The 14,756-nt window shown below is 43.6% G+C and carries 8 protein-coding genes; 7 read left to right on the top strand and 1 reads right to left on the bottom strand.

The genetic code is table 11. The features are described from left to right. Positions 1–118 precede the first annotated feature (118 nt). The 7 genes from C8R34_RS13370 to C8R34_RS13400 all read left to right on the top strand — a co-directional run bounded on the left by C8R34_RS13370 (position 119) and on the right by C8R34_RS13400 (position 12,977). Positions 119–1,774, top strand: coding sequence for an FHA domain-containing protein (locus tag C8R34_RS13370; RefSeq protein WP_110341418.1), 1,656 nt, complete (start codon positions 119–121; stop codon positions 1,772–1,774). A gap of 260 nt (positions 1,775–2,034) precedes the next feature. Next, complete coding sequence (locus C8R34_RS13375) at positions 2,035–3,675, top strand: ShlB/FhaC/HecB family hemolysin secretion/activation protein (protein WP_110341420.1); 1,641 nt, start codon at positions 2,035–2,037, stop codon at positions 3,673–3,675. 66 nt (positions 3,676–3,741) lie between these two features. Next, positions 3,742–8,181 carry a caspase family protein gene (locus C8R34_RS13380; protein ID WP_110341422.1) on the top strand — a complete coding sequence of 1,480 codons (4,440 nt, stop codon included), beginning with the start codon at positions 3,742–3,744 and terminating at the stop codon, positions 8,179–8,181. A 96-nt stretch (positions 8,182–8,277) separates the two neighbouring features. Then, positions 8,278–9,882, top strand: a complete 1,605-nt coding sequence (locus C8R34_RS13385) for an Ig-like domain-containing protein (RefSeq protein WP_110341424.1) — start codon at positions 8,278–8,280, stop codon at positions 9,880–9,882. Between the two features lie 111 nt (positions 9,883–9,993). Further along, positions 9,994–11,520: a type VI secretion system-associated FHA domain protein TagH gene (gene tagH, locus C8R34_RS13390; RefSeq protein WP_110341426.1), complete on the top strand. Its 1,527-nt coding sequence runs from the start codon at positions 9,994–9,996 to the stop codon at positions 11,518–11,520. 93 nt (positions 11,521–11,613) lie between these two features. Further along, positions 11,614–12,378 (top strand): PP2C family serine/threonine-protein phosphatase, encoded by a 765-nt coding sequence (locus tag C8R34_RS13395; protein WP_110341428.1) that lies wholly within the window; start codon positions 11,614–11,616, stop codon positions 12,376–12,378. 41 nt (positions 12,379–12,419) lie between these two features. Continuing rightward, the gene (locus C8R34_RS13400; protein ID WP_165872576.1) at positions 12,420–12,977 is read left to right on the top strand and encodes an OmpA family protein; all 558 of its coding nucleotides are present in this window, start codon (positions 12,420–12,422) and stop codon (positions 12,975–12,977) included. 54 nt (positions 12,978–13,031) lie between these two features. On the opposite strand, the gene C8R34_RS13405 is transcribed toward C8R34_RS13400, so the two are convergent. Continuing rightward, a complete protein-coding gene (locus tag C8R34_RS13405) occupies positions 13,032–14,723 on the bottom strand; it encodes a serine/threonine-protein kinase (RefSeq protein WP_110341432.1) in 1,692 nt (563 codons plus the stop codon). Between the last annotated feature and the right edge of the window lie 33 nt (positions 14,724–14,756).

Consider the following 14,756-nt stretch of genomic DNA (forward strand, 5'->3'; position numbering starts at 1 on the left):
AAACATTATTATCTGTCATTGCGGTGTTCCCTTTTTTATTGGTTGATCTGCCGAGATCTCTACCAACAGGTTACACCGCTTTCTTCTCCTGACATACACCAGAAATAATCATAGCTCTATGAACGATGATAGAACAGTAATTAATTCATCGGATACTCTTCCGAAAAAATTCAACTCAAACCATACTGCGTTAATACAACCGAAGTTAAGAGTATGCTTGCTTGATGACTATGGGAAACCATTAAAGCAATTTTTGTTTGCAAACCCATTTACCATAGGGCGTTCGCCGAATAACGATATTGTCATCGTTAGCAAATTAGTGAGTCGTTACCATTTTAAAGTTGAATGGGAGAATGGGAACTGGTGGGTTGTTGATTTGAACAGTTCAAATGGCATCTATGTTAACCACCAATTGGTGGATAAAAAATTACCATTGGATTCTTTCACCATTATTTCTCTCGGCGCTGCTAATGTTTCTTTATCAATTGAAGTGATTCATCAAAATGATGAATCATCTTCGTTCAGCAATAATATCAATGCCGAATCTCCATTAGAGTTACCTGCACAACCGAATCAGAATTTGTCGAAAGATAAACTGAAGGCTCGCCTGTTAGCAAGAAATGAAGAGGGAGATATTGGAGACTATACGCGTATGGTTCGCAAAATAATTCATGAAGATCGTACTGAGCACTCGAAGGGTTACAGAAGGATTATTATTTGGTTAGGTTGCTTGTTCTTAGTATTTGCTGCTCTGGCTACTTATCAGCAAATGATGTTGACGAATGTGCGGACTCTGGCCATTGATATGTTTTATGACATTAAAACGCTTGAAATCAGTCTGTCGCAATCTGAAATCAGATTGGATGAAAGTGCAGAAGTACTAGATCTTACTATGAAAGTCATCGTAGACCAAAAATTGGGAATTGACCAGGAGAGAGTGAAGGCTGAACGAGAGAAGATTGCTATCGAAAGAAAACGAATATCGCAGGAGAGGCAAAAACTGGCAGGCATGAAATTAAAATATCAACAATATGTCGATGAAGCTAAGTCTTTAAGAATTCAGTTTCCTAGTGATGCACAATATGAAGAAGAATTGATTGCTAAAGTGGCCAGAGGATTTGGTGAGAGTGAACTGGAACTCCCTGAAGGTTTTGTGGCTGAAGCTAGAAAGTATACCAAGTACTGGCAGGGCTCATCAAGAATGCAGCAAGCAATAGAGCGCCTTGAGAAAAATTATTATGCACCTGTGATTATTGAAGCATTGGAGAAAGAAGGGTTGCCCTTGTATTTTATGTATTTGCCACTTCAGGAGAGTAATTATGACGCGTATGCCATCGGTCCTGAGACTCGTTTTGGCATTGCTAAAGGCGCATGGCAATTTTTAGCAACTACTGCACAAGAGTATGGACTTTCCCCAGGTCCTTTAACTAATGCTAGAGCCTTTGATGAAAAAGATGAACGTTTTGATTTTATTCGCTCAACCAAGGCTGGGGCTAAATACCTTAAACATATCTACAGTACCGAAGCTCAGGCATCCGGGTTACTCGTCATAGCGAGCTATAACTATGGGCACACTCGTGTGAGAGGTTTGATTAGTAAAATGCAGGATAATCCTCGAGATAAGAATTTCTGGAAATTTATTCAACAACATAATCTTCCAAAGGAAACTTATGATTATGTTTTTTATATATTCTCTGCGGCTGTGATTGCAGAAGACCCCAAGTATTTCGGATTTAACTTTAATCCTCCTCTGGCTTTTTCTAACACACAGTAAAAAAATAATAATCTTTCGCCTTTCATGCGAAGGGTAGCGATAAATTTACCTGAGAAATTTTACTAAAGTGTGAGTTTCCTCACAGATAACGACATTCAGAATTATTATTCTATTAAGGTATTAATATGTTACTGATATGCAACAGTTTAAGGATAAAAATAATTGGTAATCTGTTGCTACTGGTAAGGGTATTATATTAAAAAGATTAAAGAATTATTTTATAGTCAGAGCAAAGAAATAAAAATGAGAGGGAGCAAGTAGTGAAAAATCTTTGGCTGTTTCTACTGCCGTTATCTGTGATTGGTTTTTGTATGAATGCACAAAGTCAGTCACTACTTCCAGTTGAACCACCACAATCCTCGGTATTCTCTGTAAAAACATTGAAAATTCATGGAAATACATTGCTTCCAGAAAGTAAGTTGACGGCGCTGGTTGCTCATCTTGTCGGGGATGGTCGAACTCTGAATGATCTTGTGCAAGGGGCGACTGCAGTGCAACAGGTCTATCGTGAGGCTGGGTACGGAGGAGTCGTTGCTTTTGTGCCTGAGCAAAAGCTGGAGGACGGGAATGTCATTATTCAGGTGATCGAGGGGAAAATTGATAAAGTACTAATTTCCGGTCATGCAGAACGCGATGAAGCGAATATCCTAAGAAGCTTGCCGCATTTGCGGCCAGGAGGAACTCCAGTCATTAGAAATATTGATCGCAATATTCAAATGGCCAATGAGAATCCGACAAAGAAAATGCGCGTTGCGTTGGTGGCAGGTTCTAAGCCTGGCTCTATTGATGCAGATGCCAAGGTAACTGACGAAAGACCGCTTCGACTCCTGTTTGGAACGGATAGTGCAGGCACGCCGGGAACAGGTAATTTTCGAACTAATGTTGGCATTCAACATGCTAATTTGTGGAATCGCGATCATATCGGTACATTTCAATTCCAGACTTCACCTACTGAGCCTAGTCGTGCTCATATTTATAGCGCAGGTTACCGAATTCCTTTTTATAATCAATTTGCAGCTATTGATGCATTCTATGCGCATTCTAATGTAGAAAGTGTCGCTTCAGCTGTACAAGCAGGTCCATTTGGATTCACGGGTAAAGGTGATATCGCAGGTTTTCGGGCCCATCGTTTTCTTCCTCGCCTGGGTGAATACGATCACCGTGTCACGTTTGGTTTTGATTGGCGTCATTTTAATAATAACTGTGCTTTTCAGGGAAATACCGGTTCTGCAGCATGCGACAGAATTGCTGCAGACGTAACGATTACGCCGCTTAGTCTTGGCTATGTTGGCCAAAAAGACGGACCGATTTTCTCTTGGGGAATCAATACCAACATCTCCGGCAACTTCGGTGGTAGTAGTCAAGCGGTCTTTAACACGGCGCGTCTTGATGCGGATAAGCAATATACCGTATGGCGTTTTTTTGGATTCACCAACGTGAATCTGCCGGCAGGTTTTGGTTTGTCGACGCGTGTGTTAGCGCAATACAGCCCGCATGCATTGGTTCCGGGTGAACAATTCGGTATTGGCGGCGGCGGTAGTGCAATGGGCGGTTTTATTAGCGTACGCGGTTATCGTGAAAGGGAAATCGTTGGCGATTATGGGGCTTCTTTCAACATAGAAGGCTTAGGCCCTGATTTTGCCAAGCTAGTTAATTCTGAAAGTCTGAGTTTACGCCCCCTTGGTTTCTTTGATTTTGGTTGGGCGGGAAACAATCATCAAGCGCCTTGTGATGTTCACGGATCATCATCCTGCGAAATCGCCGGGGTGGGTGGGGGCATACGTTTTGCCATTGGCAAGAAATTCTCGGGCCGCTTGGATTTTGGACATGCATTGATGGATGGCAACCAGAAAGCAGCTGGTACATCACGTGGGCACTTAGCTGTCAATTTCCACTATTAAGTTGGGCCATGATTAATAATTATAGTAAAACATTGACTTGATATTTGTGGAGAAGGAATAATCGTTATGGTCATCAAATACTTTCTGGCATTGTGGATGACGCTTTCACTAATCGGATATTCATTGACGAGTTATGCTCAATTACCGATAGATCCATCCATAGTTCATGGTCATGCGGTTATCGACACCGCAGGTAACCATATGACAATCATTAATACGCCTAATACTATTCTGGATTGGCAAAGTTTCTCCATTGGTACTGATAGCAGCGTTTATTTCCAGCAACAAAGTGCAGAAAGTATGATTCTTAACCGTGTTACCGGTAATGATGCTTCACATATCTTTGGTAGTCTGGGGAGTAATGGCCATATCTGGCTGATCAATCCTTATGGTGTATTGTTTGGTGAGCATGCGCGTATTGATGCGGCTGGATTAGTTGCCTCGACTCTGGATATTGCCAATATCGACTTTCTGGCAAAGAAATATCATTTCAATTCGACAGGCACTACCGGTGAAATAAAGAATCAAGGTGAAATTCGTACTAGTCTGGGGGGGCGCGTTTGGTTAATGGGGGATCGTGTCCAAAATGACGGTTTAGTACAAACACCCAGTGGCCAAACAGTCATCGCAGCAGGTAAAAGTGTCGAGTTTGTCGATTCTGGTGCACCGAATATCGTGGTACGCGTCAAGGCACCTGAGAATGAGGTCGTCAATTTGGGATCGCTAGTGGCCACGAGTGGTCAAGTGGATTTGCACAGCAGTATTGTGAACCAGGAAGGGATCGTTCGTGTTAATAGCCTTGGCACCGATGCAGCCGGGCACATTGTATTAAAAGCTGACCAAGCAACGCTGGCAGTAAACAGCCAGACCCAGGCTGACAAGGGTTCAGTACACATGGAAGTTAGTTCTACTCTGAATAACTGGGGCGCAATCAGCGGTAAAGAAATTGCTCTTACGGCCAATGAAATTCTGCAGAAAGGGCAGATAAGTGCTCAGAGTGGTAACGTAGCCTTGACTGCCAAAACATCGACTTATTTGGATGGATCAATCGATGTTTCCAATGTTCAAGGCACAGGCGGCAATATTTGGCTTACCACGAACAAATTGGAGGGCATGGCTGGTGGTGCGCTACGGGCTGATGGCGAACAAGGTGGCAATATCCGGGTAGATGGCAATGGCATAGTCGCATTTTCCTCCACGCTAGCTGCAACCGGCAACAAACAAGGCGGTACCATCGAAGTGACCGGTGATCAGGTTTATCTGCTCAATGCTGACGTTAATGCGTCGGGTGGTACGCAAGGCGGTGCAGTGCATTTGGGTGGAGGCTGGCAGGGTGGTGGTGAGTTGCCATATGCCCGTGAAGTATTGGTGGGCGTAGGGAGTGAAGTCAAAGCGAATGGCGGAACAGATATTAATGCCAAGGGTGGAGAAATTGTGGTGTGGTCGACACAAAGCAGCGAGCACTATGGTTCCTTGCAAGCCAAAAATGGAGGTCATATTGAACTATCTTCCAAGGGTGAGATTCGGCAGATCGGTGACATGCAGGTTGGCGTAGGTGGTGAAGTATTGTTCGACCCAAAGAATCTTATCATTACTGATAACCCACCAGATAATCTGGCTCTGGCACGAATATTAGCTTCAGGAAGCGTTAATGGTAAACCGGAATTAGCAAGCGGGGATAATTTTGGGACATCGGTAGCACTCGACGGCGATCGACTAGCTGTAGGAGCGCCTAGGGATGATACCAGTGGTCGTGATCGTGGTGCCGTACATTTATTCACCGGCATGGAAACAGATAACATGACTGGACTAACCTGGCAAAAGGTGCTTACTTCCAGTAGTGGTGCCATTGGTATGCCGTCATTGGAAGATTTTAATTTTTTTGGAACTGCGGTAGCACTTGGCGGTGACCGGCTGGCAGTAGGGGCGAGAGGGGCAATTCTCAGTGATAGCAATCATGGAGCAGTATATTTGTTTTCAGGCGTCGGAGCGGATTTTTCTGGGCTGACCTGGCAGAAGAGTCTTACTTCCGGTACAAATGGTATGCCTGTTCTGAGTGCTTTTGATTTTTTTGGTACATCTCTGGCAATGGATGGCGATCGATTGGCAATTGGAGCATCGGGTGATAGTGCTAGTGGAAAGAATAGTGGTGCAGTGCACTTATTTGCCGGCTTGGAAACAAATAACATGAGTGGACTGGCTTGGCAGAAGAAGCTCTCTTCCGATACGGGCGCGAACAACATGCCTGCATTAGCCGATTCTGATTTTTTCGGTTGGTCGCTAGCAATGGATGGCGATCGGCTAGCAGTGGGCGTACTTGGTGATAGTTTGAGTGGTGGCAATCGTGGTGCTGTGCATCTATTTACCGGCATGGAAACAAGTAACCTGAGTGGCTTGACTTGGCAGAAGAAGCTCTTTTCCGATACGGGTGCGAACAACATGCCTGCATTAGCCAATTCTGATTTTTTTGGCTGGTCGCTAGCAATGGATGGCGATCGGCTAGCAGTTGGTGCATTCGGTGATAGTTTAAGCGGCAGCAGTCGGGGTGCTGTACATTTGTTTACCGGTTTGGAAACAGCTAACATGAGTGGACTTACTTGGCAGCAGAGGCTTGCTTCTGGTACGGGTGCGAACAATATGACTTCGTTAGCTGATGGCAGTGGTTTTGGCTGGTCATTAGCGCTTGACGGCGATCGTTTGGCCGTTGGAATATTAAGCAATAATGGTGGCGATAGCGCTGTTTATTTATTCAATGGCATTTCGAAATTGAGCAATGGTATGACCGACACTGCTTTTGCTGCCAATCCCTCTGCAACTAGCTACATTACACCTGCTTCAATTACAGCATTATTAGATGCGGGAACATTTGTTACGCTGCAAGCTAATAACGACATCACAGTACAATCCGATATTACTGCCGGGAAAATTGGTACAAGCAGCAATCTCATGCTGCAAGCAGGGCGAAATATATCTCTTGATGCAAATATAACAACAAATAATGGTAACTTTACAGCTATCGCTGGCGACAGCGCTACCAATTCGGATTTTAGGGACCCTGGCACACCAACGGTGACTATCGCTAACAATGCTAGTCTTAATGTGGGTTCGGGATTGGCAACGATAGCTGCGGTAAATGGTGATTTTATCAATAACAATGGCGATTCCGCCATTGTGACGGATGGCGTTGGTCGATGGTTAGTTTATGCATCTAATCCTGCCAGCAGTTTGGAAGGTTTTTCGCCAGCCAATCACAATAAGGATTTTAATCAGTCATTTGCACTTGGCAATGTCCCAGGGAAGGCGGCAATTGGTAACTGGTTTTTCTATAGTAAGGGAGATATAAACTCTACCTTTCCTAACCCGGTCCAAAAGCAAGAAACACTTGATACTCTCGTTCAGAGCGTGAATGCCTCGGCATCAGGAGCAAAGGGAGTGCGAAACGAGTTTGTCGAGGGTAAAGTGATCGATATGATGTCTTCCCTAATACCCAACTTTGGTCGCCTTGATCTTGCACGTATGAGTCGTGCGGAAATGCAACTCCTCGTTAATGATAGAAAGGAATTCAAACAAGCACTGTTCGCAGATGCGATTTATAGGCTGGAGTTGGATCCACGCTTATCTGATGTGCCGCTATGCTCGAATATAATGGAGGTCAATTCGGGTTTATGTAGAATTTCTGCTGACCAGAGCAAGGAGTACAAGTCAGGCGTAACAGAAGTGCAACCGCTGCGGCACAAAAATAGATATAAAACAAAGGTCGCAAGTATCCCGCAGATCGGACAGAAATTTGTTGTGTTATTTGGCATCGATAAATACGTGGACAAGACTATTCCATCTTTAGAGAATGCAATCATCGATGCGGAAGTGGTTGGGCAACTATTCGCTGATAAGCTAGGGTATGAGGCCCTCGTAGTACGGAATGCAACAAGAGCCGATATTGTTCGGACCTTGAATCAACTTTCTACCGAAATGGCAAAGAATGACAGTGTGGTTGTCTATTATGCGGGGCATGGATATCAAAATGAAAAAACCGGCGCTGGATACTGGATTCCTTCAGACGCATCAGCAAAAGACCCGGCAAGTTGGATATCGAATGCCAGCATTTCTGAAATGCTGTCGGGCATTCATTCAAATCAAATCATGATGATCTCGGATAGTTGTTATTCCGGGGTTTTTACTCGAGAAGAGAAACTCAAGTTGAGTGACAACAAGGCTCAACCAGTCGATATTCTTGCCAATCGCTCGGTGGTTGCGATGTCTGCAGGTAATGATGAACCGGTTGCCGATGAAGGTAGAGGAGGACATTCGATTTTTGCTTGGTATTTGATGCAAACAATTCGTAATGTCGATAACTGGAAGTTGGGTAACAATATCTTTGAGCAGGTTCAACGTGAAGTCAGGAAAAGCTTTCCACAAACGCCGCAATACGGAGCAATCATTTCTGCCGGCTATGAAAAGAATACCGATTATCTTTTTGAATTCAGGCAATTGGAAGCGATGCATTAAGATTCTCTTTTCTGAGGAAAAAGTATTTTGATGAGAGAATCAAAGAGTGAAAGTTTTCTTGAAATTTTTATATATTGTTAGCTCAAGGAGAAAGCCATGGTACTAAGTCATTCAGATCCCAATATGGTTAAAGTTTTGTTGCTAACAAGCAATTTTCCTGGGTCAGATGCGTTACATAGCGAAATCATACAGATCTACGATCAAACGCGCGATTGGAATCAAGTTGCGGCAGTAGTCAATAATTTCATGAATCAACTGGTAACCCAATATGAAACGGGTGTGAGTGGCGTAGCACAAGCGATATTTGATAATAGCTTTGGTATAAAATTATCGATTACGCAGATCGAACAGTTAGTGGTTGATTTTATCCGACAAGGTATTGACTCATGGTCTGGTTTCTTCGAATTTGTCATCACTGATACAGGCGGGGAATTGGGGAAAACTTTGGATGGCCGCGTGGAAGAGCTGGATGCTCCCAAGCTATTAACCAGCTTGCCTGTTGATGAGGCTACAAAAGTAACGATCGATAGTAATGTAGTGCTCACTTTCGACGAGAATGTCATGGCGGGCGTGGGCGACATCATTATCAGCGATGGGCAAGGTGATAACCGCGTCATCGCTGTGACGGATACCAGCCAGGTCACCTTTAATGGCAATATGGTGACTATCGATCCTGCAAAAAACCTGATTTTTGGTAGAACCTACAGCGTGCAGATGGCAAGCGGTGTGATTGCTGATCTGCAAAACCATCCTTATGCGGGTATCACCGATGCTACGACACTAAACTTTGATACAGTCCTAATTCCACCAGGTGTAAGGTATGTTTTGACTACTAGTCCTACTGATAATGTTCCAGGAACATTGGGTAACGATTCCATCGTAGGTTTGTTGGATGGAGGAGCACAAACAATTCAAAGTGGTGATGTTATTGATGGCGGTCCCGGTAATAATGATTCCGCTATCCTCGAGATTGTTGACGCGGCTATTGTTGCACCGACTATTTCGAGAGTTGAAAAAATTCAGATAAGAGTTTTGTCTTCTGATAATAGTGCCTTGGATTTATCAAATATCGATGGAGTAGCATCTATAACAGTGCAAGCCGGAAGCTCGGGGCCATTCTCACTCTTCAATGCCGGCACAGTAAGTAGTGTAACTATTACTGGCACATCAGCTTTAAATTTATCAATAACCGGGCTAAGCGCTACTGATACAGTGATTGATGCGACTACATCGATGGGAGATATCCAATTAGATCTATCAAGCATAGTAAACGATTTATCTGTAACGGGTGGTTCGGGTAAAGATGAAATCATTAGTGGCTTAGGCGTTGACGAGATTTCCGGTGGTGCTGGTGCTGATACTTTTAATTTTGGAATTGGCACTTCAGGTCTGACTTTAGGGGCGATCGATATGGTGACTGGTTTTATCACCGGGACCGATTTTCTTGATTTTGATGGGCTGGCAGGAGATAGCTCCAACTTTAATGATGCAGGGACGGTAGCAAATTACAATGATGCGCTAGCAAACGCTAATACGATAATGCAGCAGCAATCTGGCGCATGTTATATATTTGCTGATAATGGAGCTGATGGATGGATATTCGTCGATAATAATTCGGATCAAGTTGCAGATTTGTCGGTTCAGTTGAGTGGCGTTACAGGCATTGTTGAAACCGATATTACTGGTATTAGTGGTACGTGAAGAATCAAAAGGCAACCCATGAGTAAAACTTGTCAGCTCAAACTTTTCTGATATTCCGTGCTTTTGGTACGGAGTAGTTAATTAATGATCTATTAAGATTGGGAGTTATCGATGATCCAGATCCAGGTAGTAACTTACGAAGGCATGCCGCCGGTACAGTCAATTTCTGCTACTTTCGATGAGCTGGGCGGCAATATAGGCCGGGCCGAGGGTAATGCCCTGGTGTTGAGCGATCCGGGGCGAAGCATTTCAAGGATTCATGCATCAGTGGTGTGTCGCGGGGGTAAGTATTTTATCCGTGGGCTTGGCAGTACGATGCCGGTTTATCTGAATGAACAGCCACTCAATAACGGGCAGGACACGCTGATTGCTGATGGTGACAGAATTCGTGTTGGCGATTACGTGATGCAGGTAATGGATAATGAGGGCTCATCAAGCCGTGGATCGTTTGAGCCAGCTATGCAACAACCACTGACACCCGCAAATGATTACTCAAATAACCAGTCGATAGCTGATTTGCTTGCTTTTCCGGAGGAACAGGTCAAGCAAAATCCAATGGCATCGAAAGTTGAAACGACAGATTCAATAGCCCAAGATATTGTAGATCCTTTTGCAAATAATGCAGTTGCGGCGCCTAAACAAGCGATACCTTCTGATTTTGATCCTTTCGCAATGTCATCTAATGAAGAGAATAAGCTGGTTGAAATAGCGTCTTCTAGCGATTTTAAGCATCCCGATGACTTTAGCTCGGCACTAGAATCCAAAGAGAAGCAACCCAGTATTGATGATGTGATTAACTCCTCCCATGCAATAGTGGATCTGCCTGCATCTGCCAGTAAAGGCAGCATCGATGATCCTTTGATAGCATTAGATAATGCAGCGAATGATCGGAGAATGAATCATGCAGTGCAACGTGATGATGTTTCTGAATTAAATTCATCGCTGCCACCGATGCATGTATATGAGAAGGTTGTCGAAGCGCCGGCGATTTCTAAACCAGAAGCACCTGCCGAAGTTTTTTCATCGAATCAGGAGGAATTACTGCAAGCCTTTCTTTCGGGTGCTGGACTATCAAATCTGGATAAACCCATCGAATTGACGCCGCAATTAATGAATCAAATTGGACAGTTATTGCGGGTATCAACGCAAGGTACACTGGATTTGTTGCTGGCTCGTGCGTTGATGAAGCGCGAAATGCGTGCCGAAATGACTATGATTAGGCCACGAGAAAATAATCCGCTCAAACTTTCACCGAATGTAGAAGTGGCTTTAATGCATTTACTCGTTCCTAAGGCCAGAGAGCAAGGTTTTATGCCTCCTTTACAGGCTGTGAAAGATGCTTACAATGATTTGCGCTCGCACCAATTTGGTTTTATGGCTGGAATGCGCTCTGCTCTGTCAGGAATACTCGACCGTTTTAATCCTAATCAATTGGAAAAACGGCTGGGGCAAAAAACATTGGTTGACTCGGTTTTCTCGTTAAACCGTAAAGCTAATCTTTGGGATATGTTTACTAATCGCTATGGTGATATTTCTCATGAAGCGGAAGAAGATTTTCATGTGATGTTCAGCAAGGAATTTTTGAGGGCATATGAGGCACAAATTGCCAAGCTCGAGATGGAAGATAAGAAGCGATGATCAGACGTTGATTCATTTGTTTTTTGTAAGTCTATTATTTTTAGCGCATTGTCCTTACTTGATTGATGTTCGTTGGGTCACAAAGTCTTTTTTATGTATCTTGAAATTGCTAAATTATCAAAAATAGGTAAACGCAAAGTAAATGAGGATGCATGCGATTATTGGTTGACTTCCAATCTTGCTTGTTGTGTTTTGTCAGATGGACTGGGTGGACATTTTGGAGGTGACGTGGCATCGCAACTGGTTGTAAGCAGCGCACATGATAGATTTCATCAGCAACCGGAATGTAGTGCGCGAGCAATTGAGTCGCTTTTGTATACAGCGGACGATGCGATTGTCAGAAAGCAGCAGCAGAATAAAGAATTGAAAGAGATGCGCGCAACTGCGGTAATTCTCATTGTAGATGCGGCAAACCGCCGGGCAACGTGGGGCCATATCGGGGATTCGCGTTTATATTGTTTCCGGGAAGGACGCATTATTTTGCAAACCCGTGACCATAGTATTTCTCAGAGCATGGTTGACGCGGGGTACCTAAAGCAGGAGGAATTGCGGGCTTCATCCGTTCGGAATCAATTGTATGCAGCTTTAGGTAATGGAGACCGATCCGAAGCTGAAATTTTATCCGCTGAGTTTTCAATTCAAAACGAGGATGTTTTTTTGATGTGCTCTGATGGATTATGGGAATGCGTGGATGAACATGAAATGGAACGGATGCTGAATTTGGCACCTTCGGCTTCAGGGTGGTTAGCAGCTTTGGAAAAACAGGTATTGCTGCGAGGTAATCAAAAACAAGATAATTATTCTGCGATTGCCTTATGGTGTAAAGATTCAGACGATAAAACGTTAATGCCTAGTTAATGAAATTGATCAAGACCATGTTTTTTTCTCGGAGAACTATTATGAAAGTAAATTCAAATCTCTTTACATCGATTCTAATCCTGTTGAGTGGATTCACCTTGCAGGCGAATGCACAAGAAGTCAAAGTGCTGCAAGAAAGTGATATTACTGAAGCTGCGATCATTGATGCACTAGCACCAGAAAAGATTGGCCGAACCAGATCTTTTAGACCGATGGATGACCAACTGGAATCAGAAGTCAATCAAAAGGCAAGTGCTTCCATGTTGATCACGTTTAACACTAACTCCGCAGAATTGACTTTTGGCGCGAAACACGCGCTTGATAAAGTTGGCAGAGCACTTAATATGGATAAGCTGGCTAAATTTGGCTTTGTAATCGAAGGACATGCGGATTTGAGTGGCTCCTACCAGTTCAATCAACGCCTATCCGCAGCGCGAGCTGCAACAGTCATGAATTATCTCATCCATATGCATGCTATTGAACCAAGCCGATTAACAGCGATTGGCAAAGGCTATACCGAGCTAATGAATAAGGACAATCCTCTGGCGCCGGAGAATCGCCGCGTGACGCTTATTAGAATCGATAATAATAATCGATAAATTTGATTTACAAAATTCGGTAGTGATTTTTAGTTGCAAGGTTCAGGAGGTTGTTCAGATCTTAATTTCTTCGATTGAAAATAAGGCTGCGCCATAGGATTCCTGGCAGCCTGAGGCTAGATCAGAAGGACATATTGCTTGGCCGGCAAAGAATGGCAATGTTCCTTTGTATGAGCGATACAATTCTTTTGTTTCGTTAGACGAGAAAGTTTCAAAAATATTGACCTTCTGAAGAGCTGTATGACTGAAACTACGAGGATAATTTGAAACAATCGCGATAAAGTGATTGGTGCCCGGCGGTCCTCCTGCAATCATTCTCCATTCATTCCTAGGCAATCCTATTTGCTGATTGGCCGTTATGTGGTTATTTTGATCTTTTGCATTAGGGAAGAGCAGCAAAAAATCCGATTGATCGGTGCCTACGGCCAAGATATAAACATATCCGGGTTTTGCGGAGCGGATTTTAAAATGTAATTGGTCTTTGTTAATAGTGACCTGTACTTTGTCTATTGATATGGTGACTGCATGATCTCGATCACGAGCATTGAAAATTGTTTCCAGCTCGCGAATCGGATCGAATTGCGCTGATTCAATAAAGGTGGGCTTGCGATCATAAGTGGGCGAGATCTTAGCTGATGTTTGCTGAGAATCCATAAAATTATTCCAAGGCAGATTCATTGCAATGAACGAAATGATTGTAATAGCAGACAGAATGGCGAAAAACTTCCCTTTATTTGAAACTGGTTTGTCCGGTGTATTGGAATCTCCGAATATTGGCTGCTGTTGAGTAATGCCAAGAAGCCTGCGAAATTCGTCAACATTTTTCGGGCGGTGTTCAGGTCTAACGGCAAGCGCTTTATCAATGCCTTTTAGGAAAGCAATGCTATATTGATTTTTTGCAAACTCGCTTAAAGGTATGAGTTTGTCGGAAACCAGGCGGCTGACTGATGGCGTGGGTGCTTTGCGAGTGATAACAAAATAAATGACTGCTGCTAGTGCGTAAATATCGGTCCAAGGGCCCTGCGTAAGGTTTGCTTCCTCAGCATATTGTTCAATCGGTGCGTAACCCGGCTTCAAAATAACCGTAAGTGATTGCGTCATATCGCTAATCACCCGACGGGCAGCACCGAAATCTAATAAGAGTGCTCTACCTTCCGGCAGGATAAGAATATTATCTGGAGAGATATCGCGGTGTAGACACGGAGGCTTGTCTTTATGAAGAACACTGAGCGCATCAAGGAGTTGAAATAATAAATCCTTTAACCATTTTTCATCAGGTGGCTTGTCTGTATTGCGTATTTTCTCTTTGAGCGTGATACCCTGGTAAAACGGCATCACCATATAGGCTGTTCCGTTGTTTTCCCAAAAGCGATAAACTTTCACCAGTGAAGGGTGATCAAAATGTGCAAGTAAGCGCGCTTCATTGATAAAGCTTCGTAAGCCTGCTTGAAATATTTCTCTATTGGATTCAGATTTTAGGGAGATTTCTCCTTGATTATTCCGCATGGCAAAGCTTGAAGGCATATATTCTTTCAGCGCAACCTGACGCTGTAGCGAATGATCGTATACCAGATAAACGATCCCAAAGCCTCCCCACCCAATAATATCGGTAATTTCGAATTCTCCGAGCGCTGTGCCAATAGGAAGAACGTGTCCTTCACGGGGCATACTGGTTTGAGAACCGATTACTGTTTCCTGAGCTAGGATCGTTAGATCATGATCGCCTGGTGGTTGGTTTGCAGTCATTATTTAATTTTTAATCAGGAGGTTAACTTTAAA

It is taken from the genome of Nitrosomonas sp. Nm84 (genome assembly GCF_003201565.1).
In the GTDB taxonomy this organism is placed as follows: Bacteria; Pseudomonadota; Gammaproteobacteria; order Burkholderiales; family Nitrosomonadaceae; genus Nitrosomonas.

Coding starts and splice junctions, on each gene's coding strand:
- C8R34_RS13370 (WP_110341418.1), top strand. CDS start 119: ATGAACGATGATAGAACAGTAATTAATTCATCGGATACTCTTCCGAAA.
- C8R34_RS13380 (WP_110341422.1), top strand. CDS start 3,742: ATGGTCATCAAATACTTTCTGGCATTGTGGATGACGCTTTCACTAATC.
- C8R34_RS13385 (WP_110341424.1), top strand. CDS start 8,278: ATGGTACTAAGTCATTCAGATCCCAATATGGTTAAAGTTTTGTTGCTA.
- tagH (WP_110341426.1), top strand. CDS start 9,994: ATGATCCAGATCCAGGTAGTAACTTACGAAGGCATGCCGCCGGTACAG.
- C8R34_RS13395 (WP_110341428.1), top strand. CDS start 11,614: ATGTATCTTGAAATTGCTAAATTATCAAAAATAGGTAAACGCAAAGTA.
- C8R34_RS13400 (WP_165872576.1), top strand. CDS start 12,420: ATGAAAGTAAATTCAAATCTCTTTACATCGATTCTAATCCTGTTGAGT.
- C8R34_RS13405 (WP_110341432.1), bottom strand. CDS start 14,723: ATGACTGCAAACCAACCACCAGGCGATCATGATCTAACGATCCTAGCT.